The organism is Xanthomonas sp. NCPPB 1067 (genome assembly GCF_020783795.1).
Classification (GTDB): domain Bacteria; phylum Pseudomonadota; class Gammaproteobacteria; order Xanthomonadales; family Xanthomonadaceae; genus Xanthomonas; species Xanthomonas melonis.
Genome location: NZ_JAJGQG010000002.1, coordinates 13,802 through 39,724, shown reverse-complemented (window position 1 = coordinate 39,724; position 25,923 = coordinate 13,802). Strand labels below are relative to the sequence as shown.

Annotated in this window: 27 protein-coding genes; 13 read left to right on the top strand and 14 right to left on the bottom strand. The window is 67.3% G+C overall.

What is annotated here, in order from left to right:
* Nucleotides 1-12: 12 nt before the first annotated feature.
* The 10 genes from hglS to LL962_RS01855 form a co-directional block, all read right to left on the bottom strand.
* Nucleotides 13-1,380 (bottom strand): 2-oxoadipate dioxygenase/decarboxylase HglS, encoded by a 1,368-nt coding sequence (gene hglS / locus LL962_RS01900; RefSeq protein WP_228315697.1) that lies wholly within the window; start codon nucleotides 1,378-1,380, stop codon nucleotides 13-15.
* 139 nt (nucleotides 1,381-1,519) lie between these two features.
* The gene (locus tag LL962_RS01895) at nucleotides 1,520-2,119 is read right to left on the bottom strand and encodes a hypothetical protein (protein WP_228315696.1); all 600 of its coding nucleotides are present in this window, start codon (nucleotides 2,117-2,119) and stop codon (nucleotides 1,520-1,522) included.
* Nucleotides 2,120-2,167: 48 nt separating this feature from the next.
* The gene (locus LL962_RS01890) at nucleotides 2,168-2,752 is read right to left on the bottom strand and encodes a hypothetical protein (RefSeq protein WP_228315695.1); all 585 of its coding nucleotides are present in this window, start codon (nucleotides 2,750-2,752) and stop codon (nucleotides 2,168-2,170) included.
* Nucleotides 2,753-3,008: 256 nt separating this feature from the next.
* Complete coding sequence (locus tag LL962_RS01885; protein WP_228315694.1) at nucleotides 3,009-3,767, bottom strand: HAD family hydrolase; 759 nt, start codon at nucleotides 3,765-3,767, stop codon at nucleotides 3,009-3,011.
* Nucleotides 3,768-3,803: 36 nt separating this feature from the next.
* Complete coding sequence (locus tag LL962_RS01880; RefSeq protein WP_104585447.1) at nucleotides 3,804-4,241, bottom strand: EF-hand domain-containing protein; 438 nt, start codon at nucleotides 4,239-4,241, stop codon at nucleotides 3,804-3,806.
* 253 nt (nucleotides 4,242-4,494) lie between these two features.
* The gene (locus LL962_RS01875; protein ID WP_104585449.1) at nucleotides 4,495-4,869 is read right to left on the bottom strand and encodes a hypothetical protein; all 375 of its coding nucleotides are present in this window, start codon (nucleotides 4,867-4,869) and stop codon (nucleotides 4,495-4,497) included.
* A gap of 224 nt (nucleotides 4,870-5,093) precedes the next feature.
* A complete protein-coding gene (locus LL962_RS01870) occupies nucleotides 5,094-5,471 on the bottom strand; it encodes a hypothetical protein (protein ID WP_228315693.1) in 378 nt (125 codons plus the stop codon).
* Between the two features lie 132 nt (nucleotides 5,472-5,603).
* Nucleotides 5,604-5,801 (bottom strand): CPXCG motif-containing cysteine-rich protein, encoded by a 198-nt coding sequence (locus tag LL962_RS01865; RefSeq protein WP_104585451.1) that lies wholly within the window; start codon nucleotides 5,799-5,801, stop codon nucleotides 5,604-5,606.
* 115 nt (nucleotides 5,802-5,916) lie between these two features.
* Entirely contained in the window at nucleotides 5,917-6,624 is a 708-nt protein-coding gene (locus LL962_RS01860; protein WP_425599921.1) for a M15 family metallopeptidase, read from the bottom strand.
* Between the two features lie 183 nt (nucleotides 6,625-6,807).
* Nucleotides 6,808-7,623, bottom strand: a complete 816-nt coding sequence (locus tag LL962_RS01855) for an N-acetylmuramoyl-L-alanine amidase (protein ID WP_228315691.1) — start codon at nucleotides 7,621-7,623, stop codon at nucleotides 6,808-6,810.
* 403 nt (nucleotides 7,624-8,026) lie between these two features.
* Between LL962_RS01855 and LL962_RS01850 the strand changes: the two genes are divergently transcribed.
* From LL962_RS01850 to LL962_RS01825, 6 genes are all read left to right on the top strand, one after another.
* On the top strand, nucleotides 8,027-9,439 hold the full coding sequence (locus tag LL962_RS01850) for an SH3 domain-containing protein (protein WP_228315690.1): 1,413 nt from the start codon (nucleotides 8,027-8,029) through the stop codon (nucleotides 9,437-9,439).
* Complete coding sequence (locus tag LL962_RS01845) at nucleotides 9,436-10,533, top strand: dipeptide epimerase (protein ID WP_228315689.1); 1,098 nt, start codon at nucleotides 9,436-9,438, stop codon at nucleotides 10,531-10,533. Before LL962_RS01850 ends, LL962_RS01845 begins: the two co-directional genes overlap by 4 nt.
* 164 nt (nucleotides 10,534-10,697) lie before the next feature.
* The gene (locus LL962_RS01840; protein WP_228315687.1) at nucleotides 10,698-11,492 is read left to right on the top strand and encodes a L,D-transpeptidase family protein; all 795 of its coding nucleotides are present in this window, start codon (nucleotides 10,698-10,700) and stop codon (nucleotides 11,490-11,492) included.
* Nucleotides 11,489-12,796 carry an APC family permease gene (locus LL962_RS01835; protein WP_104585463.1) on the top strand — a complete coding sequence of 436 codons (1,308 nt, stop codon included), beginning with the start codon at nucleotides 11,489-11,491 and terminating at the stop codon, nucleotides 12,794-12,796. The genes LL962_RS01840 and LL962_RS01835 overlap by 4 nt, the downstream gene beginning before the upstream one ends.
* 86 nt (nucleotides 12,797-12,882) lie before the next feature.
* Nucleotides 12,883-13,380: a hypothetical protein gene (locus tag LL962_RS01830; RefSeq protein ID WP_104585465.1), complete on the top strand. Its 498-nt coding sequence runs from the start codon at nucleotides 12,883-12,885 to the stop codon at nucleotides 13,378-13,380.
* Between the two features lie 133 nt (nucleotides 13,381-13,513).
* Entirely contained in the window at nucleotides 13,514-13,846 is a 333-nt protein-coding gene (locus LL962_RS01825) for a hypothetical protein (protein WP_104585635.1), read from the top strand.
* Between the two features lie 64 nt (nucleotides 13,847-13,910).
* Here LL962_RS01825 and yiaA read toward each other — a convergent pair whose 3' ends face one another.
* Nucleotides 13,911-14,345 carry an inner membrane protein YiaA gene (yiaA, locus tag LL962_RS01820; protein WP_228315686.1) on the bottom strand — a complete coding sequence of 145 codons (435 nt, stop codon included), beginning with the start codon at nucleotides 14,343-14,345 and terminating at the stop codon, nucleotides 13,911-13,913.
* Nucleotides 14,346-14,527: 182 nt separating this feature from the next.
* Here yiaA and LL962_RS01815 point away from each other — a divergent pair, with 182 nt between their 5' ends.
* The gene (locus LL962_RS01815) at nucleotides 14,528-15,706 is read left to right on the top strand and encodes a PQQ-dependent sugar dehydrogenase (protein WP_104585469.1); all 1,179 of its coding nucleotides are present in this window, start codon (nucleotides 14,528-14,530) and stop codon (nucleotides 15,704-15,706) included.
* A 332-nt stretch (nucleotides 15,707-16,038) separates the two neighbouring features.
* Here the strand turns inward: LL962_RS01815 and LL962_RS01810 are convergent, their stop codons facing one another.
* The 3 genes from LL962_RS01810 to tsaD all read right to left on the bottom strand — a co-directional run bounded on the left by LL962_RS01810 (nucleotide 16,039) and on the right by tsaD (nucleotide 19,938).
* Complete coding sequence (locus LL962_RS01810) at nucleotides 16,039-18,210, bottom strand: glycoside hydrolase family 3 N-terminal domain-containing protein (protein ID WP_228315685.1); 2,172 nt, start codon at nucleotides 18,208-18,210, stop codon at nucleotides 16,039-16,041.
* A gap of 236 nt (nucleotides 18,211-18,446) precedes the next feature.
* Nucleotides 18,447-18,803, bottom strand: coding sequence for a dihydroneopterin aldolase (gene folB, locus LL962_RS01805; RefSeq protein WP_104585473.1), 357 nt, complete (start codon nucleotides 18,801-18,803; stop codon nucleotides 18,447-18,449).
* Nucleotides 18,804-18,873: 70 nt separating this feature from the next.
* The gene (tsaD, locus tag LL962_RS01800; RefSeq protein ID WP_228315683.1) at nucleotides 18,874-19,938 is read right to left on the bottom strand and encodes a tRNA (adenosine(37)-N6)-threonylcarbamoyltransferase complex transferase subunit TsaD; all 1,065 of its coding nucleotides are present in this window, start codon (nucleotides 19,936-19,938) and stop codon (nucleotides 18,874-18,876) included.
* A gap of 278 nt (nucleotides 19,939-20,216) precedes the next feature.
* On the opposite strand from tsaD, the gene rpsU reads away from it, so the two are divergent.
* The 6 genes from rpsU (at nucleotide 20,217) to LL962_RS01770 (ending at nucleotide 25,799) form a co-directional block, all read left to right on the top strand.
* Nucleotides 20,217-20,432: a 30S ribosomal protein S21 gene (rpsU, locus tag LL962_RS01795; RefSeq protein ID WP_002808376.1), complete on the top strand. Its 216-nt coding sequence runs from the start codon at nucleotides 20,217-20,219 to the stop codon at nucleotides 20,430-20,432.
* 228 nt (nucleotides 20,433-20,660) lie between these two features.
* Nucleotides 20,661-21,107 carry a GatB/YqeY domain-containing protein gene (locus LL962_RS01790; protein ID WP_104585477.1) on the top strand — a complete coding sequence of 149 codons (447 nt, stop codon included), beginning with the start codon at nucleotides 20,661-20,663 and terminating at the stop codon, nucleotides 21,105-21,107.
* A gap of 286 nt (nucleotides 21,108-21,393) precedes the next feature.
* Nucleotides 21,394-22,347, top strand: coding sequence for a YihY/virulence factor BrkB family protein (locus LL962_RS01785; RefSeq protein WP_228315680.1), 954 nt, complete (start codon nucleotides 21,394-21,396; stop codon nucleotides 22,345-22,347).
* 92 nt (nucleotides 22,348-22,439) lie between these two features.
* The gene (dnaG, locus tag LL962_RS01780; protein ID WP_228315679.1) at nucleotides 22,440-24,194 is read left to right on the top strand and encodes a DNA primase; all 1,755 of its coding nucleotides are present in this window, start codon (nucleotides 22,440-22,442) and stop codon (nucleotides 24,192-24,194) included.
* 29 nt (nucleotides 24,195-24,223) lie between these two features.
* Nucleotides 24,224-24,691, top strand: coding sequence for a protein tyrosine phosphatase family protein (locus LL962_RS01775; RefSeq protein ID WP_255626137.1), 468 nt, complete (start codon nucleotides 24,224-24,226; stop codon nucleotides 24,689-24,691).
* 106 nt (nucleotides 24,692-24,797) lie between these two features.
* Nucleotides 24,798-25,799 carry a bile acid:sodium symporter family protein gene (locus tag LL962_RS01770; RefSeq protein ID WP_343237479.1) on the top strand — a complete coding sequence of 334 codons (1,002 nt, stop codon included), beginning with the start codon at nucleotides 24,798-24,800 and terminating at the stop codon, nucleotides 25,797-25,799.
* Nucleotides 25,800-25,923: the final 124 nt, after the last annotated feature.

Below are 25,923 nucleotides of genomic sequence, written 5' to 3'. Positions count from 1 at the left end.
GACGGGGACGCGTTACGCCAACAACCCCTGCAGCGAGTCGCGCTCCAGTTGCGCGTACAGCGCGAACTCGTCGTGCACCTGCGCACCCAGGGCCTGCTCGAAGCTGCGCTTGCTCGACTGCGCGGCGTAGGCGCGCTGCTCGGCGCCGCCCAGGTTGGACTGGAAGATGCCGGCCGCACTGACCGGCAGGAAGTCCTCGTAGACGATCGGGTCGGCACTGACCAGGCCGAGCGCAATCGCGGTTTCCGCCGGCATGGCCGCCACCTGTGCCGGATCGGCGCGTCCGGCCTCGGTGAGCGCATAGCGGAAATAGCCCAATCCTTCCTGGCGCAGCAACGCTTCGTCATCCGGAAAGGCCACGAAGGCGGTCTGCAGGCGGGTGGCGTAATCGGCCCCCGTACTGCCGGCGCCATCGGCATCGCGCGCCTGCGCCAGCAGCGCGTCGTACAGCGCCCGGCCCTTGGGCGTCAGCGCAAGCCCGCGCTGTTCGATCTCGCCGAAGCGCGCGGTATGGGTGCCATGCTCGGCCTGCCCGCCGTCGCCGACGAAGCGCACCGGCTCCTCCAGCGCCTTGAAGCTGGTCTGGCGCAGCAGGATCGGCACGCGCCGCCGCGGCGGCCCTTCGATCACTGCCTTCGCATCGATACCGGCACCGCGCATCTGCGCCTGCGCGGCATCGATATCCAACGTGCGCGGGGTCAGGTGGTTGATGTGCGGGCCGTGGAAGCTCACCACGTCGGCGATCAGCTTGTGCGCATCGCTCAGCGCGCGATAGGTCGGCAGCGACACCGTGGCGTCACCATGCCAGCGGAAGGTCTCCAGCGCTTCGGCCACGAACTGCTGCGCCTGGGTCGCATCCAGACCGCCTTGCTGTTCGCACTGCTCGATCAACTGCAGCGCACCGGCAGTGAAGATCTGCCGCTGCTGCAGGATCTGCGCGGCCTGCTCGCGCAGGGCGGCATCGTCGATCAACTCCAGCCGCAGCAGCGAGGTGAACACGCGGAACGGATTGGCCGACAGCGCGGCCTCGTCGATCGGCCGGAACGCGGTGGAGTGCACCGGCACGCCCGCCACCGACAGATCGTAGTAGCCCACCGGATGCATGCCCATCACCGCGAACAGCCGGCGCAGGGTGGCCAGTTCTTCCGCGGTGCCGACCCGGATGGCGCCATGCCGCTCCAGATCCAGGCGCGCGCGTTCGTCGTTGCGCTGCAACCGCAGCGCCAGTGCCGGATCGGCTTCCAGCGTCTGCGCATTGACTCGCGCCACCAGCGTCATCAGCTCACCGTAGAGTGGGACCTCGGCGCGGTACATGTCCGACATCGCCTGCGCGAACAGGCTGCGGATCTGATCGGGAGAGACAAACACGGTATCGCGCATGGATCGGGTCTTGGCAGGGGCCGGCCGGGGCCGGCGTTGCCCGCATTCTCGCCGACCCTGCCCTGCCCGGGCCAGCTGCACGGCAGCATCCGCTCGCACGGACGACGCAGGCGACTGCCTGTGTGACGCGCAACGCGGCCTACAGCCCCGCCTGCGCCGCCGCTTCGGCCGCCTCGGCGGCCTCGCGCGCGGCCTCCAGCCGTTGCGCAGGGTCGCCGAGTTGACGACGCAATAGCGCATCCAGCGCGATCGGCCGCTCCCAGCGGTCGTAGCTGGCGACGATGGCATGCCGCAATGCGCGCATGTGGGCGTTGTCCGGCGCCACCGACAAGCGGGTGATCACGCCTTCCCAGCCGTCGCGGTGATCGCGGCTGTAGGCACGCACACTGTCGCGGCACGACAGCTGCACCGTCTGCGCCCAGAAGCAGGCGAAATAGATATCCCCAGCATGCCAGCCGTGCACCTGCAGCAGCGCCTGCACGTAGCCACGCGGCGTGCCGGCGTAGCGCGCCACCTCGTCGATGAAGCTGTCCGGGTAGCGCTGCGCGTAGCTGCCCATGTCGGCCAGGTGCTGGTCCACCCAGGCATCGCCGGTGCCGGGAATCGCCACCGGTGCGCTGTCCTGCGTGCCGGCCGCGGCGGCGGATACTGGCACGTTCTGGGCTGCCGCCAGTGCCGGAACCAGCAGGGCCGCCAGCACGGGCAGCAGTCGCCATCGGGAAAAGTATGGAACAGGCATGCAGCCGATGATGCCGCATGCATGCGCCGGTGTCAGGCGATGCGCGTCTCAGCGCAGATCGTAGACACCAAAGGTATGCACTTCGCGGCAGCCGCTCAGGTCGCAGGCACCCACGTAGCCGGGGCCGACATAGCGTTGGCGCGCATCGCGGTTGTGCGGGCTGCCGTACGGGTCGGGGCCATACAGGCCGTTGCCGTAGTAGATCTGCCCATAGGGCCGGTTGCGCGATGCGCCCAGTGACAGTCGCGGACCATAGCCATAGCCGGTGTGGCCACCGGCATAGCCGCCGTAGTGATCGTCGAAAGAGCGATCGAAGCCGACTGCATTGCCGCGATCGCCTACAGCGGGCCGCGACGGCAGGACCGCGATGCTCTGGCCATGAGCATCTACATAGCCATGCTCCCGGTCGAAGCGCACCATGCGGAAATACACCGTTTCTCCACCCACTTGCCGCGTTCGCAGGCGAACTTGGTCGCCGGCATCGTCGTAATAGGGCTGCCCGTTACGAAAGATCACCTCGCTCGGGTTGACGACTTCCTCTTCCAGTTCGGCCGCGGCCAGCGGCACCGCGCAGATCGCCAACCCCAGTACGACGGGCAATCCCGCGCGACGAATGACGGACAACATGCTCATGGCACTTCTCCAAGATCGGCCGCGCACGCGCGTTCGGCCGGAACGTCCTGTTGATGGGCACCCCCAGGCGCCCACGTGTTAACTCAGTTCATCTACACACCGGCATTCCGCCATGCCCGCAACCAGCTTGCGATGCAACGCCGTGATTGCGCACCAGCGCAGACACTGACTGCCACGTGATGCGCTTGAACCGCCGCTGGTTGCCAACACCGGTCGCGTCCGCCAGCCGGAATACATCAGCAACGGGCCGCAGGATCTAGCTTATCGCGTGCTGCCGGGCCAATGCATCCAGCGCCTGCACCGCTGCCGGCCAGCCGGCGGCATCGGGCACCTCGCGCATGCGCGGCTCGTCGGCAGCCACGCCATGCTCCTGTTCGTGTGCCCAGGTCACCGCATACGGGGTGTAGATGCCCCACCCGCCGATCGCCAGCACCGGCTCCACGTCCGAGCGCAGCGAATTGCCGATCATCACGAAGCGTTGCGCCGGCAGGTCGAATTCGCTCAGCACGCGTGCATAGGTCCTGGGATCCTTCTCCGAGACCACTTCCACACGCGGAAACAGGTCGCTCAGACCGGATTGCTCGATCTTCTGCTCCTGGTGGAACAGGTCGCCCTTGGTGATCAGCACCACCGCATACTCGGCAGCGATGGCACTCACCGCCTCGCGTACGCCGGCAATCACTTCTACCGGATGCTGCAGCGTGGTCCGGCCGATCTCGACGATGCGCTGGATATCGCGCGCCTCGATGCGGGCGTCGGTCAGCTCGATCGCGGTCTCGATCATCGACAGGGTCATGCCCTTGGCGCCATATCCGAAGATCTGCAGATTGCGCCGCTCCACCGCCAGCAGATGCTGCTGCATGCGGCTGTCGCCCAGGTCGAGATAGCGCGCCAGGATGGCTTCGAAATCCGCCTCGGCACTGCGGTAGTAGTCCTCGCTCTTCCACAGGGTATCGTCGCCGTCGAAGCCGACCAGTTGGATCGCCTGGCCGTCGCGCTGTGCAATAGGTGTCATCGCACAAGTCTAGCAGCGCGCCCCGGCGCCGCCGTATCAGTCTCCGGCCGCATCGCCCGGCCCCGGCTGATAACTGGCGAATTCGTCGCGCGACAGCCGCCCATCGCCGTTGCTGTCGAAGCCGGCAAAGCTCTCGCGCAGGATCGGGTCCGCGCCGGCTTCGGCCAGGGTCAGCGAACCGTCGGCATCGCCGTCCAGGCTACGAAAGCTGCGCGGCGCCAATGTTCCGGCCGTCGGTGCTGCAGACGGTTCGGCGCCCCCCTTGGCAGGGGACGGGCCAGCCGGGCCGACGGGCAGCAAAGGCGTAGCCGCCGGCGCAGGGGGCTCGACTGGCAATGGCGACATCGCCGGCGAACTGGTCGTCGGCAGCACCACTGGCGCCTGCTGTGGATCGACGGGAGGCAGCTCCGGAGGCGCGGCGAGAACCTGCCAGGGACTCGACAGCGCAGCCAGCACGATAACGCGTGGCAACATGGGATGGGCCGATGAAAGATGCTCCCACCATAGCGCGCAACATGTAAAAAAAGTGGCGCCATGCGGGGAGCATACGAAAAGGGAGCGACCCTGGCAGGTCGCTCCCGATCTTCCATCCTGTTACTGCTGGCCGCGTGACTTAATTGCTGGCCGCGTGACCGTCAGACAAGCGCTCGCTGGCTACTTGACCTATGACGTTCGACAGCGCAAAGCGATTTCCGCACCGCCAGTCACTCGGTCACGGCACCGGCGATCAATTGCCCTGCGAGCCGCTCGCCGCCGCCCCGCCCTGCTGCTTGGCGACGAAGGCCTTGTACTCGTCGGGCGTCAGCTTGCCATTGGTATCGCTGTCGGCCTGGTCGAAGATCTGCGCCAGACCTGCATTGACCTGCGCCTCCTGCTTGCTGATGGCACCGTCGCTGTCGGTGTCCACGCTGGCCCAGGTCTGGCCGCCGCCGGAGCTTGCGCCGCTGCCCTGCGCGGACGTCGCCGAGCTACCCGATTGCGCCGCATTGCCGGTCTGGGCGGCGGCATCCTGCGGATTGCTTTGCGCCATCGCCGGCAATGCCAGGGCAGCGGCGAGCGCGGCAGTGGCGGCCAACAGCGAGGTGCGATTGCGGTTCTTCATTGGGTGGTCTCCTGTTCTTGGAAATGCACGGTGTCGCCGCACATGGCACCACCCTACCCGGCACGGATGAACGCCCGACCTGCCGCAATTTGCCGTAGAACGTCCTCTTAACCACCGCGCCAACGTTTGCGCCTAGCCGCCTGTTAGGCGTGGGTGAGTCAAATAGAAGTGGTCCATTCATCGCAGCGATTTGTGCGAACCGTGCCGCGTTTTGGCCAGCGATTTCAGGGGCCAGACGCGTCGCTGTCCCAGCGCTCGGAACTGAACAGTTTCCAACCCAGCACGACACCGGCGATCGCGCCGGCCACTTCCAGCACCACGCGCGACCCCAATTCGTTGGGATCGTGGATGCGTGCCAGCGCCAGACGCGCGTACAACGGCGATTCCAGCCGCACGATGCTGGTGTAGACGAGATTCCAGATGTCGTATCCCGCACCGGCCGCCACCGCGAGCAGGCAGGCCGCTCCCAGCGTGTGGCCCTGCGTGAACTGCAATCGCCGGCCGCCATATTCGACCGCGGCGAAGATCGCGATACCCAGCACCAGCGCGATCAGGCCGGCCTCGAGCGAACCGAGCAAGCCGAAATGCAGGGGCAGATTCATCGTGACGATCCAGGCGGCAGGCGGGCCAGTGTAGCGGCTGGCGCCATCGGCATCGGCTCCCAACCGACGGTTAGCTCGCCCTGTTAGCCACGACGCGACCACCCCGGCAGCGCTGCAGAGACGGTACCGCCCTCAGGCATCGTCCTGACCACGCGCGGTCACCTGCACCTCGCCCTGCTCATCCCATTGCACGGCGACCGTGATCGGCTTGCAGCACACCTGGCAGTCCTCGATGTAGCACTGGTCGCCGCCGCTGATATCCAGGCTCAGGGTGATCCATTCCCCGCAATACGGGCAGGCGATATCGATGAAGCGTTCCGGGTCGGTCATGGCGATTCCTGCGTTGGTGGAAACGGCCGCGCTGCGCGCGACGCGGGCGATGGAGGCGCCGGCATGGTGTCCAGGCGACAGGCGAACGCGGCTGCGCTGCGCGCTGGCAGTGCGGTCATTTCACCGGCACATCGTAGGCGGTGTGCGGCGTCGGCTCCGGCGTCAGGGTGAAATGCCACCACTCCATGGGATAGTTGGCAAAGCCCTGCGCCGCCATGGCGCGCACCAGGCGTTGGCGGTTCGCGCGCTGACCGGCGTCGAGGTCGGGCGCATCAGTGCGCGCGCGCGGATCGAAGAAATCGAACCCGGTGCCCATGTCCACGGCCCGGCATGGCGTCTGCCGGCAGTCGAGCAGGCCGACATCCAGCGTCGCGCCGCGGCTATGCCCGGAGGTGTCGGCGATGTAGTCGCCGAGCAGCGCGCGCTTGTCCACGCGCGGGTAGTAGCGCGCCTTGGTCGATTGGTCCTGCAGATCCGCAGCCCACGCCACGAAGGCGCGCACTGCCCGCACCGGCCGGTAGCAATCGAACACCTGCAGCCGGTATCCCTGCGTTTTCAGTGTCAGCGCGACCCGCGCCAGCGCGTCGGCTGCCGGGCGCAGCAGGTAGCAGCGCGCGGCGTCATAGCCGGGCACTACCTGCCCGGTGAAGTTGTCGCTGCGCGCGTAGCGCATGTCCACCGCGATGTCCGGCGCCAGCGTCGCAACATCGATCAGGCCCGCCTGCGCAGCGGTGGTGGCCGGCGAAACGACGGGGCCGGGGATGGCGCTGCCGCACACACAGGCGGCCGCTGCAGCGGCCAACCGCCAACGTCGAAGGCGCAGTCGTTGGCGAGGGCAGCGCGACACACGGTGGGATGCATGGATATCTGTCATGCGCACAGCATAGGCCAGCGATCGGCGATGATCGCATCGGGCGGTGGTGGGCCCGGCATGATCCGGCGGATAGTGGCGCCATGCCGGCCTGCACGGCACCGCGCGGCGGGACCTCACCGATACCGGCAGGGGCTACGGAACGTCCACACCCGCATCGGCCGCCGGAGGCGGTCGCCCACCCCGCGTCGGACTGGACAACGGCAGGGTCAGGGCGTGCAGGATGCGCAGATCCTCTGCGTCCAGGGTGGTGGCGCTGCTGCCGCGATAGTGGTGGTGGAACGCCTGCAAGGTGGCGGCAGGATCGTCCAGGCTGTAGCCCAGCACCGCGAGTGCCTGCCAGGGATCGAAGCCCGGCGGCGCCGCCGGCGCATCGGCCGCCGGCCAGCGGCCGAAACCGGCATCGCCCAGACGCTTCCAGGGAAACAACGGGCCGGGGTCGTTCTTGCGCGTCGGGGCGACATCCTCGTGACCGACGATCTGCGTGCGCGGAATCCGCAGGCGGCTGCACAGATCCTCCAGCAGCACCAGCAGGCTGTCGATCTGGGCCGGGGCGAACGGTTCGCTGCCGTCGTTGTCCAGCTCGATGCCGATCGAGGCCGAATTGATGTCGGTGATGCTGCCCCAGCGCCCTGCACCGCCGTGCCAGGCGCGCTGATCGTCTGCGACCAGCTGGTAGCGCTGCCCATCCTCGCCGATCAGGTAATGCGCGCTGACCCGCCCGCCGCTGTTGCGGCTACGGAGCGTGTTCAGACTCTGCTGCACCGAATGCTGGTCGGTGAAATGCAGCACGATCAGGATGGGCCGCCGCGCATCGTAGTTGGGCGAGGGCACCCACCGGGCCAGGGGATTGCGTTGCGGCGCGTGCGCGCAGGCGGCCAGCGACAGCACGAGTACGCATGCGGCGCCACGCAGCCAGGCCGATGACGACGGAAGGGACGTTGACGACACCGGTGTTCTCCTGGACGAATGCACATGGCCCCGCACGGCGTCCAGCGTCGCAACGCGCTGCCGTGGCGCTCCATTATCCGCTCGGTTGTCATCGGCAGGGTGGGCCACGCCGCACACCCTACCCCGCCCGGCGTTGTCGTTGGCAGGTACCGGTGCTGACGACTGCGCACTCGGCCACGGGACGTTCGCGCACCAGCGATGCAAGCCTCGCCTGCACCGCGCACTGGCGACCGCAGATGCACCACCGCGCAGGTCCTGCGCAAAGCACGGCAGCGCGCGTACACTGCGATCATGCTCGCAAGCTGGCTGTCCTGGCGAATCTGCCGAGGCAGTGCGGCGGGTCAGGTCTTTCGCTTCCCGCGATCGGGCCACGGCCAACGGCTCCCATCTCCTTGAGCGTTTCATGCCACTGTCGCGCTGCCTGCTGACCTTGCTGTCGATCGTCTTCGCGCTGCCCTGCGCCGCGGTGTCCCGTTCGGCCAGTGTGCCGACGCCGCACGCTGCTCCGTTCGCGGTCGACGATGCGCAGCTGACACCCGATTACTGGAGCCAGCGCACTCCCGGCGCACAGGTGCCGCGCCTGAGCGGTGCGCAGATCGCCGACTTCAACGCGCGGCTGCTGCGTGACGATGCATCGATGCACGACCTGTCGCGGCTCCCCGCCACCCTGCCGGGCGCGGCGGTGCGTGCGCGGATCCAGGCGCTGTCGGCACCGCCGACGCGTGCGCTGTACGACGCCCATGGGCATCGCATCGCCGCAGCGCGCCTGGCCCAGTGGCAGCGCACGCTGGCATTGGACGCGCTTCCCCCGCAGGTCGCGCCGCGATATGCGCTGGTGGTCCAGCGCGCTGCGCTGCGCACCTTTCCCACCAGCGAACGCGTGTTCGCCAGTCCCGACGACCGCGACATCGATCGTTTCCAGGAGTCGGCGCTCTACCCCGGCACGCCCGTCGCCGTGCTGCACGCCAGCGCCGATGGTGCGTGGCGGTTCGTGATCGCGGCCAACTACGCCGCATGGATCGCCGCCGACCATATCGCCGAAGGCAGCCGCACCGACGTGCTCGACTACGCGCAGCACGGTGCGCGCCTGATCGTCACCGCTGCCCACGTGCAGACTGTCTACACGCCGGAACTGCCCGCGGTGTCGGCATTGCGGCTGGATATGGGCAGCAGCCTGCCACTGCTGACCGACTGGCCGCCGCAGCAAGCGGTCAACGGACAGTCGCCCATTGCCGCCCATGTGGTGCAATTGCCGGTACGCGGAACCGATGGGCGTCTGCAGCGGGTGCCGGCGCTGGTGCCGCGTGGCGCCGATGTCCGGGTTGGCGCACTGCCGGCCAGCGACGATGCGCTCCTGCGCCAGGCCTTCAAGTTTCTGGGCGAGCGCTATGGCTGGGGCAACGATTACGCTGCGCGCGACTGCAGCGGCTTCGTGCTGGATGTCTACCGCAGTCTCGGCATCGCCCTGCCGCGCAACACCGGCGATCAGGCACGCAGCCCGGTACCGCACCGCGTCGCGTTCGACGCGCATGCACCGCCATCGCAACGCACGCGCCAACTGGCGCAGCTGCGCGTCGGCGACCTGATCTACATCCCCGGCCACGTGATGCTGGTCATCGGTCATGAGCGCGGCACCCCATGGGTGATTCACGATGTGGCCGGCATCAGTTATCGCAGCGCCAACGGCAGCGTGCAGCGCGCGCCTCTGAACGGCGTCTCGGTAACGCCCTTGCTGCCCCTGCTGGCCACCGATGGCACGCCGCTGGTCGCGCACATCGTCCGTATCCAACGCATCGCACCGATCGGTTCCCCATGAAGATCACAGGTTTGCGCCTCGGCATGCTGCGCGTGCCGCTGAAAACCCCGTTCAGGACAGCGCTGCGCACCGTGACCGCCATCGAGGACGTGGTGGTGCTGCTGCAGAGCGACGACGGCCACATCGGCTACGGCGCGGCACCGGCCACTGCACCGATCACCGGCGATACCCATGGCAGCATCGTCGCCGCGATCACGCACTGCATCGCACCGCGCCTGATCGGCCAGGAGATCGCCGACCTCAATCGCCTGTGCGGGCTGGTACAGCAGGCATTGGAACGCAACACCAGCGCCAAGGCCGCGGTAGAGATCGCGCTGTACGATCTCTGGGCACAGGCCTACGGCGCGCCGCTCTACCAGCTGCTGGGTGGTGGCACGCCGCGCATCACCACCGACATCACCATCAGCGCCGATGCCATCGACACCATGGTCGCGCAGGCGCAATCGGCGCTGGCACGCGGCTATCGCGCCCTGAAGATCAAGGTCGGCAAGGACAGCGACTCGGATGTCGACCGCATCAAGGCGATCCACGCTGCGGTCGATGGGCGGGCCACGCTGCGGCTGGATGCCAACCAGGGCTGGACGCCCAAGCAAGCGGTGCGCAACATGCGCGTGCTGGAAGCGGCCGGCATCGTGCTGGAGTTGCTCGAACAGCCGGTCAGGGCCGCCGACATCGAAGGACTGGCCTTCGTCACCGCGCGTATCGACACCCCGGTGATGGCCGACGAAAGCGTGTTCTCGCCGTCGCAGGTGATCGACCTGATCCAGCGCCGCGCCGCCGATATCGTCAACATCAAGTTGATGAAGACCGGCGGGCTGTCCAATGCCATCCGTACCGCCGACATCGCCGCCCTGTACGGAGTGCCCTGCATGATCGGGTGCATGATCGAATCCAGTGTCAGCGTTGCTGCCGCGGTGCATCTGGCGGTCGCCAAGGCCGACAGCATCACCCTGGCCGATCTGGACGCGCCCGCACTCGCGCAATTCGATCCGGCCGAGGGCGCCGTGCATTTCGACGAGGCACAGATCCATATCGACGCCGTGCCGGGTCTGGGAATCGGCCGCATCCGCGGGCTGGAGCTGTTGCCACCGTAGCGGCGCAGTCATACCGCGACCGATGACGACAGACCCGCGCCATCGGTGCGCATTGCTGGGTACAGTAGCCATCGGTGCGATATCCAGAGCGCCGCCGACGCCGCGCTGCAAACTGCTGCGGCTCCGGTCGTCCGCTCGATCCAACCACTGCCTCCGGAGCCTGCATGCGTCTTGCCCACCTGTTGCGATCCATCCTGCCGATGCCGATGCCGATGGCAATGGCGCTGGCACTGTGCAGTGGCACCGTCGCTGCGGCCCAACCGATCCAGGCCGTGCAACAGGCGCGTGCGCTGATCGTGGTGACCACGCACGACTGGGACAGTACTCAGGCGCGGCTGCAGACCTTCACGCGTACCGATGGGCAGTGGCGGCCGGCCGGGGCCGGCTTCGCAGTCGCACTCGGTCGCCACGGCAGCGCCTGGGGCGAAGGCCTGCACCCGGCGCAGCCGAATGGCCCGCAGAAGCGCGAAGGCGACGGCCGCAGCCCGGCCGGTGTGTTCGCCATCGGCCCGGCCTTCGGCTATGCGACACACCTCAACACCGCCCTGCCCTATCAGGCGATGACCGCCACCCACTACTGCATGGATGTGCCGGCCTCGCCGTTGTACAACCGCATCGTCGACGCGGCACAGGTCGGCCAGGCGGCGGTGGCCGGCTCCACCGAACCGATGCGGCTGGACCTGCGCACGCCCGGCGACGGGCGTTATCGCGAAGGCTTCGTCATTGCGCACAACCCGGCTGCAATCGCCGGGCGCGGCAGCTGCATCTTCGCGCATCTGTGGCGCAGTCCGGGCCAGGTCACCGCCGGCTGCACCGCGATGGATCCTGCCGACATGCAGCGCCTGCTCGCGTGGTTGAAGCCGGCCGACCATCCGCTGTTCGTGCTGTTGCCGCGTGCCGAGTACGCGCGACTGCAGACAACGTGGCAACTGCCGGCGCTGGACGAGGCCGCACCATGAGCGCGCCGGCACCCGGACTCGATGCGACCGGCCTGGTGCGCGCGGTCAGCCGCTGGCAGATCGTCGGACTGTCGATCAACGATGTGATCGGCAGCGGCATCTATCTGCTGCCCGCCGCCACCGCCGCCCTGCTCGGCCCGATGAGCCTGTGGGCGGTGCTGCTGGCTGGCCTGGCGGTGGCTCTGCTGGTGCTGTGTTATGCGCAGGCTGCCAGCTATTTCGACACCCCCGGCGGCAGCTATCTCTATACGCGCGAGGCCTTCGGCCCGTTCGTGGGATTCCAGATCGGCTGGATGATCTGGCTCACCCGCATCAGTTCGGCCGCAGCGCTGAGCAACGGCCTGGCCGATGCGGTGGCGCGCTTCTGGCCCACAGCCTCCACCGAGGCCTGGGCGCGTCTGTTGGTGGTGGTCGGCTCGCTGGGTGTACTCACCGCGATCAACGTGGTCGGCGTGAAGTCCGCCGCGCGCACCGGCATCGCCCTGGTGATCGGCAAGTTGGTCCCGTTGCTGTTGTTCGTGGCGATCGGCCTGTTCTACGTCGATTGGTCGTGGGCGTTCGCGGGCAAGTCCCCGGATCTGCGGGATCTGGGCAATCTCGGCGAAGCGGCCTTGCTGCTGTTGTTCGCCTATGCCGGTTTCGAGAACATTCCCGCCGCTGCCGGCGAGTACCGCAATCCGCGCCGCGACGTGCCGTTCGCGCTGATCACCATGATCGTCACGGTGACCTTGATCTATGCCGCGGTGCAGGTGGTCGCGCAGGGCACGCTGCCCGACCTGGCCGCATCGCCCACGCCGCTGGCCGACGCAGCCAGCGGTTTTGGCGGTGAGGCGCTGGCGCTGATCCTGACCGTGGGCGCCACCATTTCCATCCTGGGCACCACCAGCAACACGGTGATGCTGGGGCCGCGCTTTCTGTTCGCGCTGGCCAAGGACGGCTACGGCCCGGCATTCCTGGCCCGCGTGCATCCGCGGTTCCACACGCCGGCGGCAGCGGTACTCACACAGGGTGTGCTGTCGCTGGCACTGGCGGTGTCCGGCTCGTTCACCCAGCTGGCGCTGCTGTCGATGGTCACCCGGCTGTTCGCCTACATCGGCACCGCGGCGGCCGTGATCGTGCTGGCGCGGCGTTACCGGCAGCGCACCGAGACCTTGCGCCTGCCGGGGGGCCCACTCATTCCCGTTGCCGCGATCCTGTTGTCGCTGGGCCTGCTGGCCAGCGCCAGCTGGCAGAATCTGGCCGCCGCCGCAGTCGCGCTGCTGGTGGGCTGTGCGTTCTATCTGTTCCCGCGCAAGCCGGCATGAGGCTTTCGCAGCGCACTCGCGCAGCGCTCACGCAGACCTAACCGCGCACACCCAACGCTGCGGCCATCACCCGATGGGAGCCTGCGATGAAGCTGCGCCGTGTCTACAGCACACCCGATCTGGAAGGCGCGCAACGTGCGCTGCACGCTGCACGTCGCGCAGGCATCGACAACGAAGCGCTGTCGTTGATTGCACGCTCGGACATCGAACTGCACGACGTCCCTGACGATCGCAAGGAAGCCAAGACCGACTTCGTTCCCGCCGCAGCACGTGGTGCGGCAACCGGCGGCGCCGCGGGCCTGGTTGCGGGGCTGGTCGCGGTGGCGGTACCGCCAATCGGCCTGACCCTTGCCGGCGCAGGCGTCATGGCATTGGCAGGCGCACTGGTGGGCAGCTGGTCGGCGGCCCTGGTCGGTGCCACGGTGCCCGATCCGATCCGCCGCCAGTTCGAGGACGAGATCGAAGCGGGCAGGGTGCTGGTGGTCATCGATGCGGACGAGTCTGCCCTCCAGGCGGCCGACACGGCTGTGCTCGCTGCAGGAGCCAAGCCCCTGCCTTACGAAGCTGCATCGGCCGCCAGCTGATGCAGCAAGGGGCGCTGTTCCAACACCGTGCGCGCGCGCACATCCGTCTTGATCAGCTCCTCACCCGGCATGCCGCGTCGTTAACATGTCGCCCACTAAGTTGAGCCTCACTTTCGAAACGATGGAGACGCGCATGAATGTGCCGTACCAGATTCCGGGCCGCGCACCGGACGAAGACCGTAGTCAGAACATCTCGACGTATTGGCGCGAGCGGTTCACCGAAGAACCCTACTACACCGAAGGCGATCGCTTCGAAGATTATGAGGGCGCCTACCTGGCGGGCCACGAGGCACGTATCCGCGATAACGCGCGCGCCTACGACCAGGTGGAGGCCGAGCTGCATCGCGATTGGGAGGCCAAGCGCGGCACATCGTCGCTGAGCTGGAGCAAGGCGCGTCATGCGGTGAAGCGGGCCTGGGAAAACGCTGCAGACTTCGTCAGCGGCGACTCGTCGCCCAAGCGCTGATGCAACTGATACGACAACGCCACCGTCATGGTGGCGTTGTCGTTGGTGCAGCCAGCGCGGCGTCTCAGTCCAGCGCTGGCGGCACCGCATGCGATACGCGCGAGGCAGCCGAGACATCCATCGCATCGCGGGTATTTTTCTGCACCGCAACCGCACCGAACAGGCTCAATGCGTAGGCCATCGCGTAGAAACCTTTTTCGCTCAGGAGCAAGCTGGCGTTGAACAAGCCGATCGTCAGCAGCACCAGCGCGATGATCAGCGAGAACCAGCAGATGGCGTAGTACAAGCCAGTGACCGGGATGCCATCGGCGCGATCACGCACGCTTTTCTGCAACGATACCGATGCGAACAGGCCGAACAACAGCAAGGTGAAGTAGTAACCCTTTTCGTTGAGCAGCATCTGCGCATTCCACAGGCCGATCAGATATGCCGCGCTGCCCAGCAGCAAGGCGGCCCAGGATGCGGCAACGAAAGCGGGCGAGGTTTTTTGCGTGGCCATGGAAACTCCTTTTCATGGTGATATTTCATGGTGAAACAGCGATGTGAGACGCGTCCGCCCTGCGGAGAGTGATCTGCGACAAGGGCGGCCTCGGCAGCGTCGTGTAAGGTACTTGAAAACCCAACGCGGCACACGTTGCGGGAGGGCTGCAGCGTGGTCGTGCCCATCCCCTGGAGGACCCCATGTCTGTCCGACGTCTGCTTGCCCTGGCCTGCTCGGCCACCCTGTTCGCCACCGGCGCTGCTCTGGCCGAACCGGCAGCCGCCCCCGCGGCATCCATCCCCAAGGCGCAATGGCCGTTCCAGGCGACTGTCGTCGCCGATTTCGACGAGCCCTGGGCGATGAGCTTTCTGCCCGATGGCACGCTGCTGGTCAGCGAGAAGCGCGGCGCGCTGATGCGCCTGGATACCAGGACAAAGCGCAAACGCGCCATCACCGGCGTGCCCACCGTCGCCTACGGCGGGCAGGGTGGCTTCGGCGATGTGGTCCCGCACCCGAATTTCAGCAAGAACGGCTTGGTCTACCTGAGCTACGCCGAGCTCGGCCAGAACAATACACGCGGCGGCGCCGTCGCCCGCGCCAAGCTCACCCTGGACGCCAACGGCGGTGGCACGCTGAGCGGCTTGCAAGTGATCTGGCGACAGGTTCCCTACGTGAGTGGCAACGGTCACTTCGGTCACCGGATCGCATTCGGCAAAGACGGCAAACTGTGGATCACCTCCAGCGAACGCCAGCGGTTCGATCCCGCACAGGACATGAAGTCCAACCTCGGCAAGCTGATCCGCCTCAACGACGATGGCAGCGTCCCGGCCGACAACCCGTTCGCCGCACAGGGCGGTGTGGCCGCACAGGTCTGGTCGTTGGGTCATCGCAACCTGCTCGGCATTGCCTTCGACGCCAAGGGCCAGTTGTGGGAACACGAAATGGGGCCGGCAGGCGGCGATGAGCTCAACCTGATTCAGCGCGGCGCCAACTATGGCTACCCGATCGTGTCCAATGGCGACCATTACGATGGCAGGCCGATTCCCGACCACAACACACGACCCGAGTTTGCGGCCCCCAAGATCAGCTGGACGCCGGTGATTTCGCCGGCCGGCTTCGTCATCTACAACGGCAAGCAATTCCCGGCCTGGCGCGGTAACGGATTCATCGGCGGACTCTCGTCCAGGGCCCTGGTGCGGGTGTCGCTGGGCGATCAGCCAACCGAACTTGCGCGCTACGACATGGAAGCGCGCATCCGTGAAGTGGAGCAGGGCCCCGATGGCGCACTGTGGTTACTCGAAGACGAGGCCAGTGGCAGCACCGGGCGCCTGCTCAAGCTGACGCCCAAGAGCAGGGCGGCAGTCGACAACGACGCGTAAGCAGCTGAGTCGGTCAAAGGGGGGCACCGCCTGCGCGTCGAAGGATTGCGCAGGCGGTGCAGTATCGGACGCTCGCACAGGCGCCTGTGCCCGAAGCAACCGATCAGCGCCTGCGCAGCCACCGGTCGCACGCGGCCGGCAGTCGCAAGGGTATTCATCACACCGATACTTTGGTCCTTGGCGCGCCGTCCGCGTTTCCCTGACGGCTGCGCGCCCTGTTTCGTTTTGCCGCTCCGGCTGCGCATCGCCGTGACCTTGCTGAGGCCCGCATTCCCGGCATCACCGCGCAAGCGGTCGACGCTGCGCCGTCATCGCATTGCCCCACGGCGCGCTCAGCCGCCGAGCAACTCGAAGCTCACTGCCTCGCCATTCTTGGCCGATGCGCAGACCCAGACATCGAATGCTCCCGGCTCGGCGGCGAACAGCCCCTTGGGATTGGTGAAGGCCAGTGCATCGCGTGCAAGGGTGAACACGACATCCGCGCTTTCGCCAGGCTGCAGCAACACCTTGCGGAATCCCTTGAGTTCGCGCACCGGGCGTACCCGGCTGCCCACGCGGTCGTGCACGTACAGTTGCACCACTTCCTCGCCGGCCACATCGCCGGTGTTGGTCACACGGGTGGTAATGGTGAGCGTGTCGTCCCAGCCCAGGCGTGCGGTGCTCAACTGCGGTTGTGCATAGGCGAAGGTGGTGTAGCTCAGTCCGTGACCGAACGGGTACAGCGGCTCGTTCGGCATTTCGCGCCAGCGCGCCTTGTACTCGGACAAGGTCGGCAGCTCCGGGCGGCCGGTGCGCAGATGGTTGTAGAAATACGGTTGCTGCCCGGTCGCTTGCGGGAAGCTGATCGGCAGGCGCGCGGACGGGTTGTAATCGCCGAACAGCACATCGGCCACGCCGGTGCCGGTCTGGGTACCCAGATACCAGGTCACCGCAATCGCCTGCGCATCGCGCACCGCGCCAGTCAGCGCCAGCGCCCGGCCGTTGCGCAGCAGCACCACCACCGGCGTCCCGGTGGCGGCGACGGCTTCGGCCAACGCCTGCTGCGCCGGCGGCAAGGTGATCTCGGTGCGCGACTGCGCTTCGCCGCTGTAACGCTGCGGCTCGCCCAGTGCCAGCACCACCACATCGGCGGCCTGCGCGGCGTCGATGGCTGCGGAGATGCCGCCCGGCAGTGCGTCTTCCAGGCCGCAGCCGGCCACCACGCTCAGATACTCGTCGGCGACCACCGCACGCACGCCCTGCTCCAGGGTCACGTAACGTGCCTTGTCGCCGAACAGCGTCCAGCAGCCTTCGATGTTTTCGCGGTCCTGCACGAACGGCCCGATCAACGCGATCCGCTGCCCGCTCTTCTTCAACGGCAGCACGGCATCGTCGTTCTTCAGCAGCACGATCGAACGCCGCGCCGCATCGCGCGACAGCGCATCGTGCGCGGCCAGGTGGGCGGTGTCGGCTTCGCGCGCCGGATCCAGCGAGCGATACGGATTGTCGAACAGGCCGATGGCCTCTTTCAGCTGCAGGATGCGCCGCACGCTGGCATCCAGCGCGGCCATCGGTACTTCGCCACTTTCCACCAGCGAAGGCAGGTGCGCGGCATAGAAACCGCTCTGCATGCTCAGGTCCAGCCCGGCCAGAAACGCCTTGCTGGTCGCATCGCGCTCGTCGGCGGCATAGCCGTGCGCGATCAGCTCCATGTCGGCGGTGTAGTCGGAAATCACCACGCCCGGGAACTGCCACTCGCCGCGCAGGATCTCGGTGAGCAACTCATGGTTGGCGCTGGCCGGTATGCCATTGATGTCGTTGAAAGAGGACATCACCGCCAATGCGCCGGCATCCAGTGCGGCCTTGAACGGCGGCAGATGCACATCGCGCAGCGTCTGCGGTGCGATGTCCACTGTGTTGTATTCCATGCCCGCGGCGACCGCGCCATAGGCTGCAAAGTGCTTGGGCGTGGCCAGCAGTGAGTCGGCGGCGGTCAGGTCGCCGCCCTGGAAGCCGCGTACGCGCGCGGCGGCGAAAGCCATGCCCAGCACGACGTCCTCGCCGGCGCCCTCGGCACCGCGGCCCCAGCGCTGGTCGCGGGCGATGTCCACCGCCGGCGCGTAGGTCCAGTGCAGGCCGGCAGCCGTGGCCTCGACCGCAGTGGCACGCGCGGTGCGCTCGGCCAGCGCGGGCTCGAAACTGGCCGCCTCGCCCAGCGGGATCGGGAACACCGTGCGCATGCCGTGGATCACGTCGGCGGCCAGGATCACCGGGATGCCCAACCGGCTCTCTTCCACCGCCACTTTCTGAATCTTTGCGCCCAGTGCGGCACCCACGCCATTGAACAGCGAGCCGACCCGCCCCTGGCGAACCTGCTGCAACACTTCGTCGGCGTTGCGCACGTTGGCTTCGGGATTCACGTCCGGCGCGAACGGCCGCACCATGTCGGCGAACACACCCAACTGTCCGACCTTCTCTTCGACGGTCATCCGGGCAATCAGGGTTTCGATGCGATCAGCAGCCATGAGATCCTTGAGAAAACGTTTACATGGCCGGCAATTCTAGCCTGCCGTGGCCGCGCAGATGCAAGTGGCGGGAGGCGAAAGCCGGGTCTGGGGTGTTGTCGAGCACGGTTTGGCCACGCTGACCCAGGATCGTGGCCAAACCGTGCCTCGGTTGCGCCGCCCCTTCCCCGGATGGCACGGACCGGACACTGCGCAGCGCGACCACCGCACGCGCTCGCGCCCGGCGCGAGCAGCGGTCAGAGCGCCTGCCCCCGTTCGATGATCACCCCCACCGCCTGCGCGCCGCGCACCGCGCCGGGCTTGCTGAGCTTGAGCCGCAGCCAGCGCACCCCGAACTCCTCCAGCACGATCGCCGCGCAGCGTTCGGCCAGGGTCTCCACCAGTCCGAACTCGGAGGCTTCGACAAATGCGATCAGGCGCTTGCTCACCGCCTTGTAGTTCAGCGTATCGGCGATCGCGTCGCTGGCCGCCGGCACCCGGTTGTCGAAGCCCATCTCCAGATCGAACCGCAGCGTCTGGCGGATCCGCCGCTCCCAGTCGTAGATGCCGATCAGCGCATCGATTTCCAGACCTTCGATAAACACTTTGTCCATGGGGATTCGGGATTCGGGACTCGGGATTCGGGATTGGCAAGAGCAGAACACATCAGGCGAGAACGGGCTGCTACGAATCCCGAATCCCAACTCCCGAATCCCGCGCCACCACCAGTGGCGGCAGCGCAGCCATATCCCAGCGCGGCGTCACATGCACCGCCGCGTCGGCGTGTTCGCCGGCCTGCAGCCGCAGCGCGCCGGCAAAGGCGATCATCGCGCCATTGTCGGTGCACAGGGCCGGGCGCGGAAAGCAGACCCGGCCGCCACGGCGTTGCGCGGCCTCCTGCAGTTGCGCGCGCAGGCGCTTGTTGGCACCCACGCCACCGGCCACCACCAGCGTATTGCAGCCGGCTGCGTCCAGCGCGCGCAGGCATTTGATCGCCAGTGTCTCCACCACCGCGTCCTCGAAACCGCGGGCGATGTCGGCGCGGGTGGTATCGGACTGGTCGCTGGACCGCCAGGCCAGCAACACCTGGGTCTTGAGCCCGCTGAAGCTGAAATCCAGCCCCGGCCGGTCGGTCATCGGCCGCGCGAACCTGTAGCGTCCGGGCGTGCCGGTTTCGGCCAGCGCCGCCAGCTGCGGGCCGCCTGGGTACGGCAGGCCCATCATCTTGGCGGTCTTGTCGAAGGCCTCGCCGGCCGCATCGTCCAGGGTCTCGCCCAGCACCTCATAGCTGCCCAGCGCCTTCACCGATACCAGCTGGGTGTGGCCGCCCGACACCAGCAGGGCCACGAACGGTGGCTGCGGCGGGTCGTCTTCCATCAGCGGCGCCAGCAGGTGCCCTTCCATATGGTGTACGCCGATGGCAGGCACCTCCAGTGCCCATGCCAATGAGCGCGCCACCCCGGCGCCAACCAACAGGGCTCCCACCAGGCCGGGACCGGCGGTGTAGGCCACGCCATCGAGCTCGTCGATCCCCAGCCCGGCCTCGGCCAGGGTCTGGCGGATCAGCGGCAGCAACTTGCGCACATGGTCGCGGCTGGCCAACTCCGGCACCACCCCGCCGTACTCGGCATGCAGCGCGATCTGGCTGTACACCGCATGGGCGCGCAATGCCGCCACCCCGTTCAGGGCGGTGTCGTAGACCGCCACACCGGTCTCATCGCATGATGATTCGATCCCAAGGACTTTCACGGCAACTCGGCAGAAGAAGGCGTGCGGGCATTTTCGCAGCTTTTTCGCTGCGCAGATTGGCCTTGCGCAGATTCGGCGCCGCCATGGGAGCAGCCCGGAACCGCGCGTGGACGCAGCCTCCGCATGGCGGCCCCGGGCGATTTTCGCTTGGGGCTTGCAGGTCGTTGGCAAGTCGTTATAATGCGCGGCTCGCCGGGGCAACCCGGAAATTCCGTCACGCGAGTCCGCTCGCACCCGCCCGGGGCTCCCGGACGGAAAAATCCCTATCTGGAGAACACATGCCCAGCGTTAAAGTCCGCGAGAACGAGCCCTTCGAATTTGCGCTCCGTCGTTTCAAGCGCACCTGCGAAAAGGCCGGCGTGCTGGCCGAAACCCGCAAGCGCGAGTTCTACGAAAAGCCGACCCAGGAGCGTAAGCGCAAGGCTGCCGCTGCCGTGAAGCGTCAGCTGCGTCGTTCCTCGCGCGACGTCACCAAGCGCCAGCGCTTGTACTGATCGAACGCGGTTCCTTGCCGTCGGGTGAGCGCTGCAGGCGCGACCCGGCGGGATCGGACCCAGGAGCCGGCACGCGCAAGCGTCGCCGGCTTTTTGCATTGGCCCTTCGGCATCCGCGCGCACTCTGTCACGCGGCGCCAGCCCGCGAGCGGCCATCGCCCCGATCCCTGCCGGTGCGCCTGTCCAGGTGCATCGGCCTTCATCATCTGCAATCTCAGGAGTTACAGCATGCCCCTCAAGCAGCAGCTTACCGACGACATGAAGGCCGCGATGAAGTCCGGCGACAAGCACAGCCTGGGCGTGATCCGGCTGATCAACGCCGCGATCAAGCAGAAGGAAGTGGACGAGCGCATCGAGATGGACGATGCCGCCGTCATCGCCGTGCTCGACAAGATGGTCAAGCAGCGCAAGGACTCGGTGACCCAATACGAAGGCGCCTCCCGCGCGGACCTGGCGCAGATCGAGCGCGAGGAAATCGTGGTGATCGAGCGCTACCTGCCGGCCAAGATGGGCGAAGCCGAGATCGTGGCCGCCATCCAGGCCGCGATCGCGGAGACCGGTGCCAGCAGCCCGGCCGACATCGGCAAGCTGATGGCCGCGCTCAAGCCCAGACTCGCCGGTCAGGCCGACATGGGTCTGGTCTCCACGCTGGTGAAGCAGCAGCTGGCAGGCTGACGCAGTCGATCCACCTGCCCTGTGCATCTGCCAGGGCAGGCGCGCGTGGCGCTGGCGAAGCGCGGCTACCGCGTCACCGAACGTGCTGTTGATGCCCAATTCTGCTGCGCGTGCCGCCGGCCGGCGCACGCGCAGCAGCATGCCGCAGGCGCGCGGCTTTCACCGTATCTTCGATCGAGCCCTGCTAGAACGAAGACGCCAGCGCAGGCGCGGGCCAGGCACTCCGCATACCGGTCTGGCTCCATGCCACCTGCGTGCGCGACGGTATGCGCCAGGGATCTTGCCGGTGACGACACTTTCCACCGAACACCTGCAGAAACATCTGACCCGCCTGCAGCGTAGCCTGCCGATGGCGCTGTTCAACCGCTTTCTCGAGATCGACGTGATGACGCAGGCCGCGTCGCTGTCGTTCTACGCGCTGCTTTCGCTGGCACCGCTGCTGGTGCTGCTGCTGTGGCTGACCGCCTCGCTGTATCCGCCTGCGCAGGAAGCACTGGTGCAGCAGATCGCGCAATTGGCCGGCGGCAGCGCTGCCGAGGTGGCCGACACGGTGATTCGCAATGCCACCGACCAACCCGGCATCGGCTCGCTGGCCGGCCTGTGGAGTACCTTGCTGCTGTTCATCGGCGCCACTGCCGTGTTCGCGCAATTGCAGAACGCGCTGAACCTGATCTTCCGCACCGACAAGCAACGCCTGGATGGCATCATGGCGTGGCTGAAGAAGCGCGTGTTCTCCTTCGGCGTGATCCTGGCGCTGGGTTTTCTGCTGATCGTCTCGATGATCGCCACTACCGCCTTGCAGGTGGTGTTCGCGCGGCTGCCCTCCGTCCTCCCGGCGGTGGGCTATGTGACCACGCTGGCGCTGTACTCGCTGGCCTTCGCATTCCTGTACCGCTATCTGCCCGATCGCACCGTGAACTGGCGGCAGGCCTTCGTCGGCGGGGTCATTACCGCCCTGCTGTTCGCGCTGGGGCGCTACGCCATCGGCGTGTACATCGCCACGGCCGCGCCGGGCAGCGCCTATGGCTCGATGGGCACCCTGGTGATCCTGCTGGTGTGGATGTACTACGCCTCGGTGGTGTTCTTCACCGGCGCGCTGCTGACCGCGGTGATCGACGAACGCGTGCGTTCGCACCGCAAGCTGCGCGAGGCCGGGGTGGATCCGGACCACCCGCCCGCCACCGTCGTCATGCCCGAACCCGATGCAGCACCCAGACCCGACCCGGCGACGCGCAGCTGACGCGCGCAGACCAGGTGCACTGCACTTGAGAAACGCAGACGTCGGCGCCGCCTGAATCAGGCCGGCGCCGGCCGCTGGGATATCCTAGTGGGATGGCCCGCATCCCCGACGCATTCATCGACGAACTGCTTGCACGTACCGACATCGTCGAGGTCGTGGGTGGTCGGGTGCCGCTCAAACGCCAGGGCAAGGAGTATTCGGCGCGTTGCCCGTTCCACGACGAGCGCTCGGCCTCGTTCACGGTCTCGCCGACCAAGCAGTTCTATCACTGCTTCGGCTGCGGCGCGCATGGCACCGCGATCAGCTTCCTGATGAACTACGACCGCCTGGAGTTCCTCGACGCGGTCGACGAGCTGGCCAAGCGCGCCGGCATGGAGATCCCGCGCGACACCCAGCAGCGCAGCCCGCAGCAGCAGGACGACAGTCGCGAGCTGTACTCGGCACTGGAGGCGGCGACCAAGTTCTTCCAGCGCCAGCTCGAGGGCAACCCGCGCGCTGCCGACTACCTGGACGGGCGCGGTGTGGACGCCGACAACCGCGCGCGCTTCCAGATCGGTTATGCGCCCGATGGCTACAGCGCATTGAAGGACACCCTGGGCACCGACGCGCGCCGCCTGAACGTGCTCGAACGCGCCGGGCTGTTCTCCAAGAACGACCGCGGCCATGTCTACGACAAGTTCCGCGACCGGGTGATGTTCCCGATCTTCGACCGCCGCGGCCGCGTGATCGCCTTCGGCGGGCGCATCCTGGGCGCCCCGGCCGATGGCCGCGATCCGGGCCCGAAATACCTCAACTCGCCGGAAACCGCGCTGTTCCACAAGGGGCGCGAACTCTACGGCCTGTGGCAGGTGCGCCAGGCCAACCAGAAGATCGAGCGACTGATCGTGGTGGAGGGTTACATGGACGTGGTCTCGCTGTTCCAGTTCGGCGTGACCCAGGCGGTGGCCACACTGGGCACGGCAACCACGCCGGAACATGCCGAGCTGCTGTTCCGTAACGCACCGGACGTGTATTTCTGTTTCGACGGCGACAACGCCGGGCGCAAGGCCGGCTGGCGCGCACTCGAGTCGGTGCTGCCGCGCATGAAAGATGGTCGCCAGGCCTTCTTCCTGTTCCTGCCCGATGGTGAGGACCCGGACACCATCGTGCGCAAGGAAGGCGCGCAGGCCTTCGATGCGCGCCTGAAACAGGCCACTCCTCTGTCGCAGTTCTTCTTCGACGAGATGTCGCGGCAGATCAACCTGCACACGCTCGATGGCAAGGCACGCCTGGCCGAGCGCGCACGCCCGATGCTGGCGCAGATTCCCGACGGTGCGTTCGGCGATCTGATGCGGCAGGAACTGGCACGCATGACCGGCGTCGGCGCCTCGCCCAGTTCGCCTGGTCAGGGCGCCTCGCCCCAGGCGCGTGTGCCCGCGCGCGTGGGCGCGCCGGTGCAGCGGCGCAGCCTGGTGCGCGCCTCGATCGCAATCCTGCTGCAGCAACCCTCGCTGGCCATGGGCCTGGACCGCCATCACGATCTGGCCGGGCTGCGCCTGCCCGGCGTGGAGCTGTTGATCGAGTTGCTGGACCTCGTGCAGCAGCGCCCGGAAATCAGCACCGGCGCGTTGCTGGAACACTTCGCCGAACGCGACGAGCAGGCCGCCTTGCAGAAGCTCGCCGCGCAGGCGATGCCTGGCGACGAGCAGAGCTGGGCCATGGAATTGCACGACGCCATTGCCCAACTGGAAAAGCAACTGCTGCAGCAACGCCTGGAGGAATTGCAGGCCAAGCAGCGCGCGCAAGGCCTGGACGACACCGACAAGTACGAGCTGCGCGAGCTGCTCAAGGCGCGAGCGGCCTTGTGATGCGCCGCCGGATGCGCCACGCGCTCTGGATGATCGCGCTGCTCGGCGACGTTGCCGCGGCGCAGACGGCACCGGCCTGGATCCGCCACGATGTGCTCACCTCCGGCCAACCGACCCCCGCGCAACTGCGCGCTGCCGCAGCGGACGGTGTCACCACCGTCATCGATCTACGTGCACCCGACGAACCACGCGGTTACGACGAAGCACGCGTTGCCGAGTCGCTCGGCCTGCGCTACGTGCGCCTGCCGATCCGCAATGCAGACGCACTCACCCCCGAGGCAGTACGCGCGCTACGGCGCAGCCTGAATCAACAATCGCGTGGCCAGGTGTTACTGCATTGCGCCAGCGGCAATCGCGTTGGCGCGCTAGTGGCCCTGCTCGCAGCGCGCGACGGCGCCAGCACGGATCAGGCCCTGCAGCTTGGGCGCAATGCCGGCATGCAGCCGTCGTTGGAACCGGCCGTACGCAGGCAACTGGACGCTGCCCCGCAACGCTGAGGCAGTGGCGCAGGCGGCGGCGATCTGCCGGCCGCAGGACCTGCCCGTACGCGTCGTAGAATGATCCGCTCCAGGCGCACGATCGCGCGACACCGTCGATACCTCGATGAAGAAGCTGCTGGCGCGGTTGCGCATAGATCCTTTCACCCGCGCGCTGCTGTGCACGGTCACGCTCGCCTCGCTGCTGCCGGTCCGGGGCTCGGCCGCCAGGATCATGGACGATGTCACCGACGTGGCGATCGCGGCGCTGTTCTTCCTGCATGGCGCGCGGCTCTCGCGCGAAGCGGTCAAGGCCGGCGCACTGCATTGGCGGCTGCACCTGGTGATCCTGGCCTGTACGTTCGTGCTGTTTCCGTTGCTCGGGCTGCTGTTCCGGCCACTGGCCCATCTCGCACTGACGCCGCAGCTGTATGTCGGAGTGCTGTTCCTGTGCGCGCTGCCGTCCACGGTGCAGTCTTCGATCGCCTTCACCTCGATGGCGCGCGGCAACGTCCCGGCAGCGGTCTGCGCCGCATCGCTTTCCAGTCTGCTGGGTGTGTTCTTCACCCCACTGCTGATGGGCGCAATGGTCGGCAGCCAGGGCGCGATGGCGCATCCGGCCGATGCGATCGGCAAGATCCTGCTGCAATTGCTGGTTCCGTTCCTGGCCGGCCATTTCCTGCGTCCATGGATCGGCGGCTGGGTCGAGCGGCATCGCGCGGTGCTGCGCTATACCGATCAGGGCACCATCCTGCTGGTGGTCTATACCGCCTTCAGCGCCTCGGTGAACGAAGGCCTGTGGCAACAGACCCCGCTGCCGGCGCTGCTCGCAGTGCTGGGGATCGCGGCTGCATTGCTCGCAGTGGCGATGACATCGATCGTGTTTCTGGCACGGCGCCTGCGCTTCAGCCGTGCCGACGAGATCGCCATCGTCTTCTGCGGTTCGAAGAAGAGCCTGGCCACCGGCATTCCGATGGCCAAGGTGATGTTCGCAGGCGGTGGCCTTGGCGCGATCGTGTTGCCGATCATGCTGTACCACCAACTGCAGCTGATCGTCTGCGCCTTCGTGGCGGCACGCTACGCACGCACCACAGCAGCCGACCCGCAGCCGGATGGCGGGCAGCATTGACTCCATGCCCGTGCACCGCACGCAGCACAACCTGCGGGCTGCTGCGCTGGGGGTGACACCGATTCGCATTGCCTGCGTCCGCCGAGCGCGAGCAGGGATACAACGGTACTGACGAGCCATACGC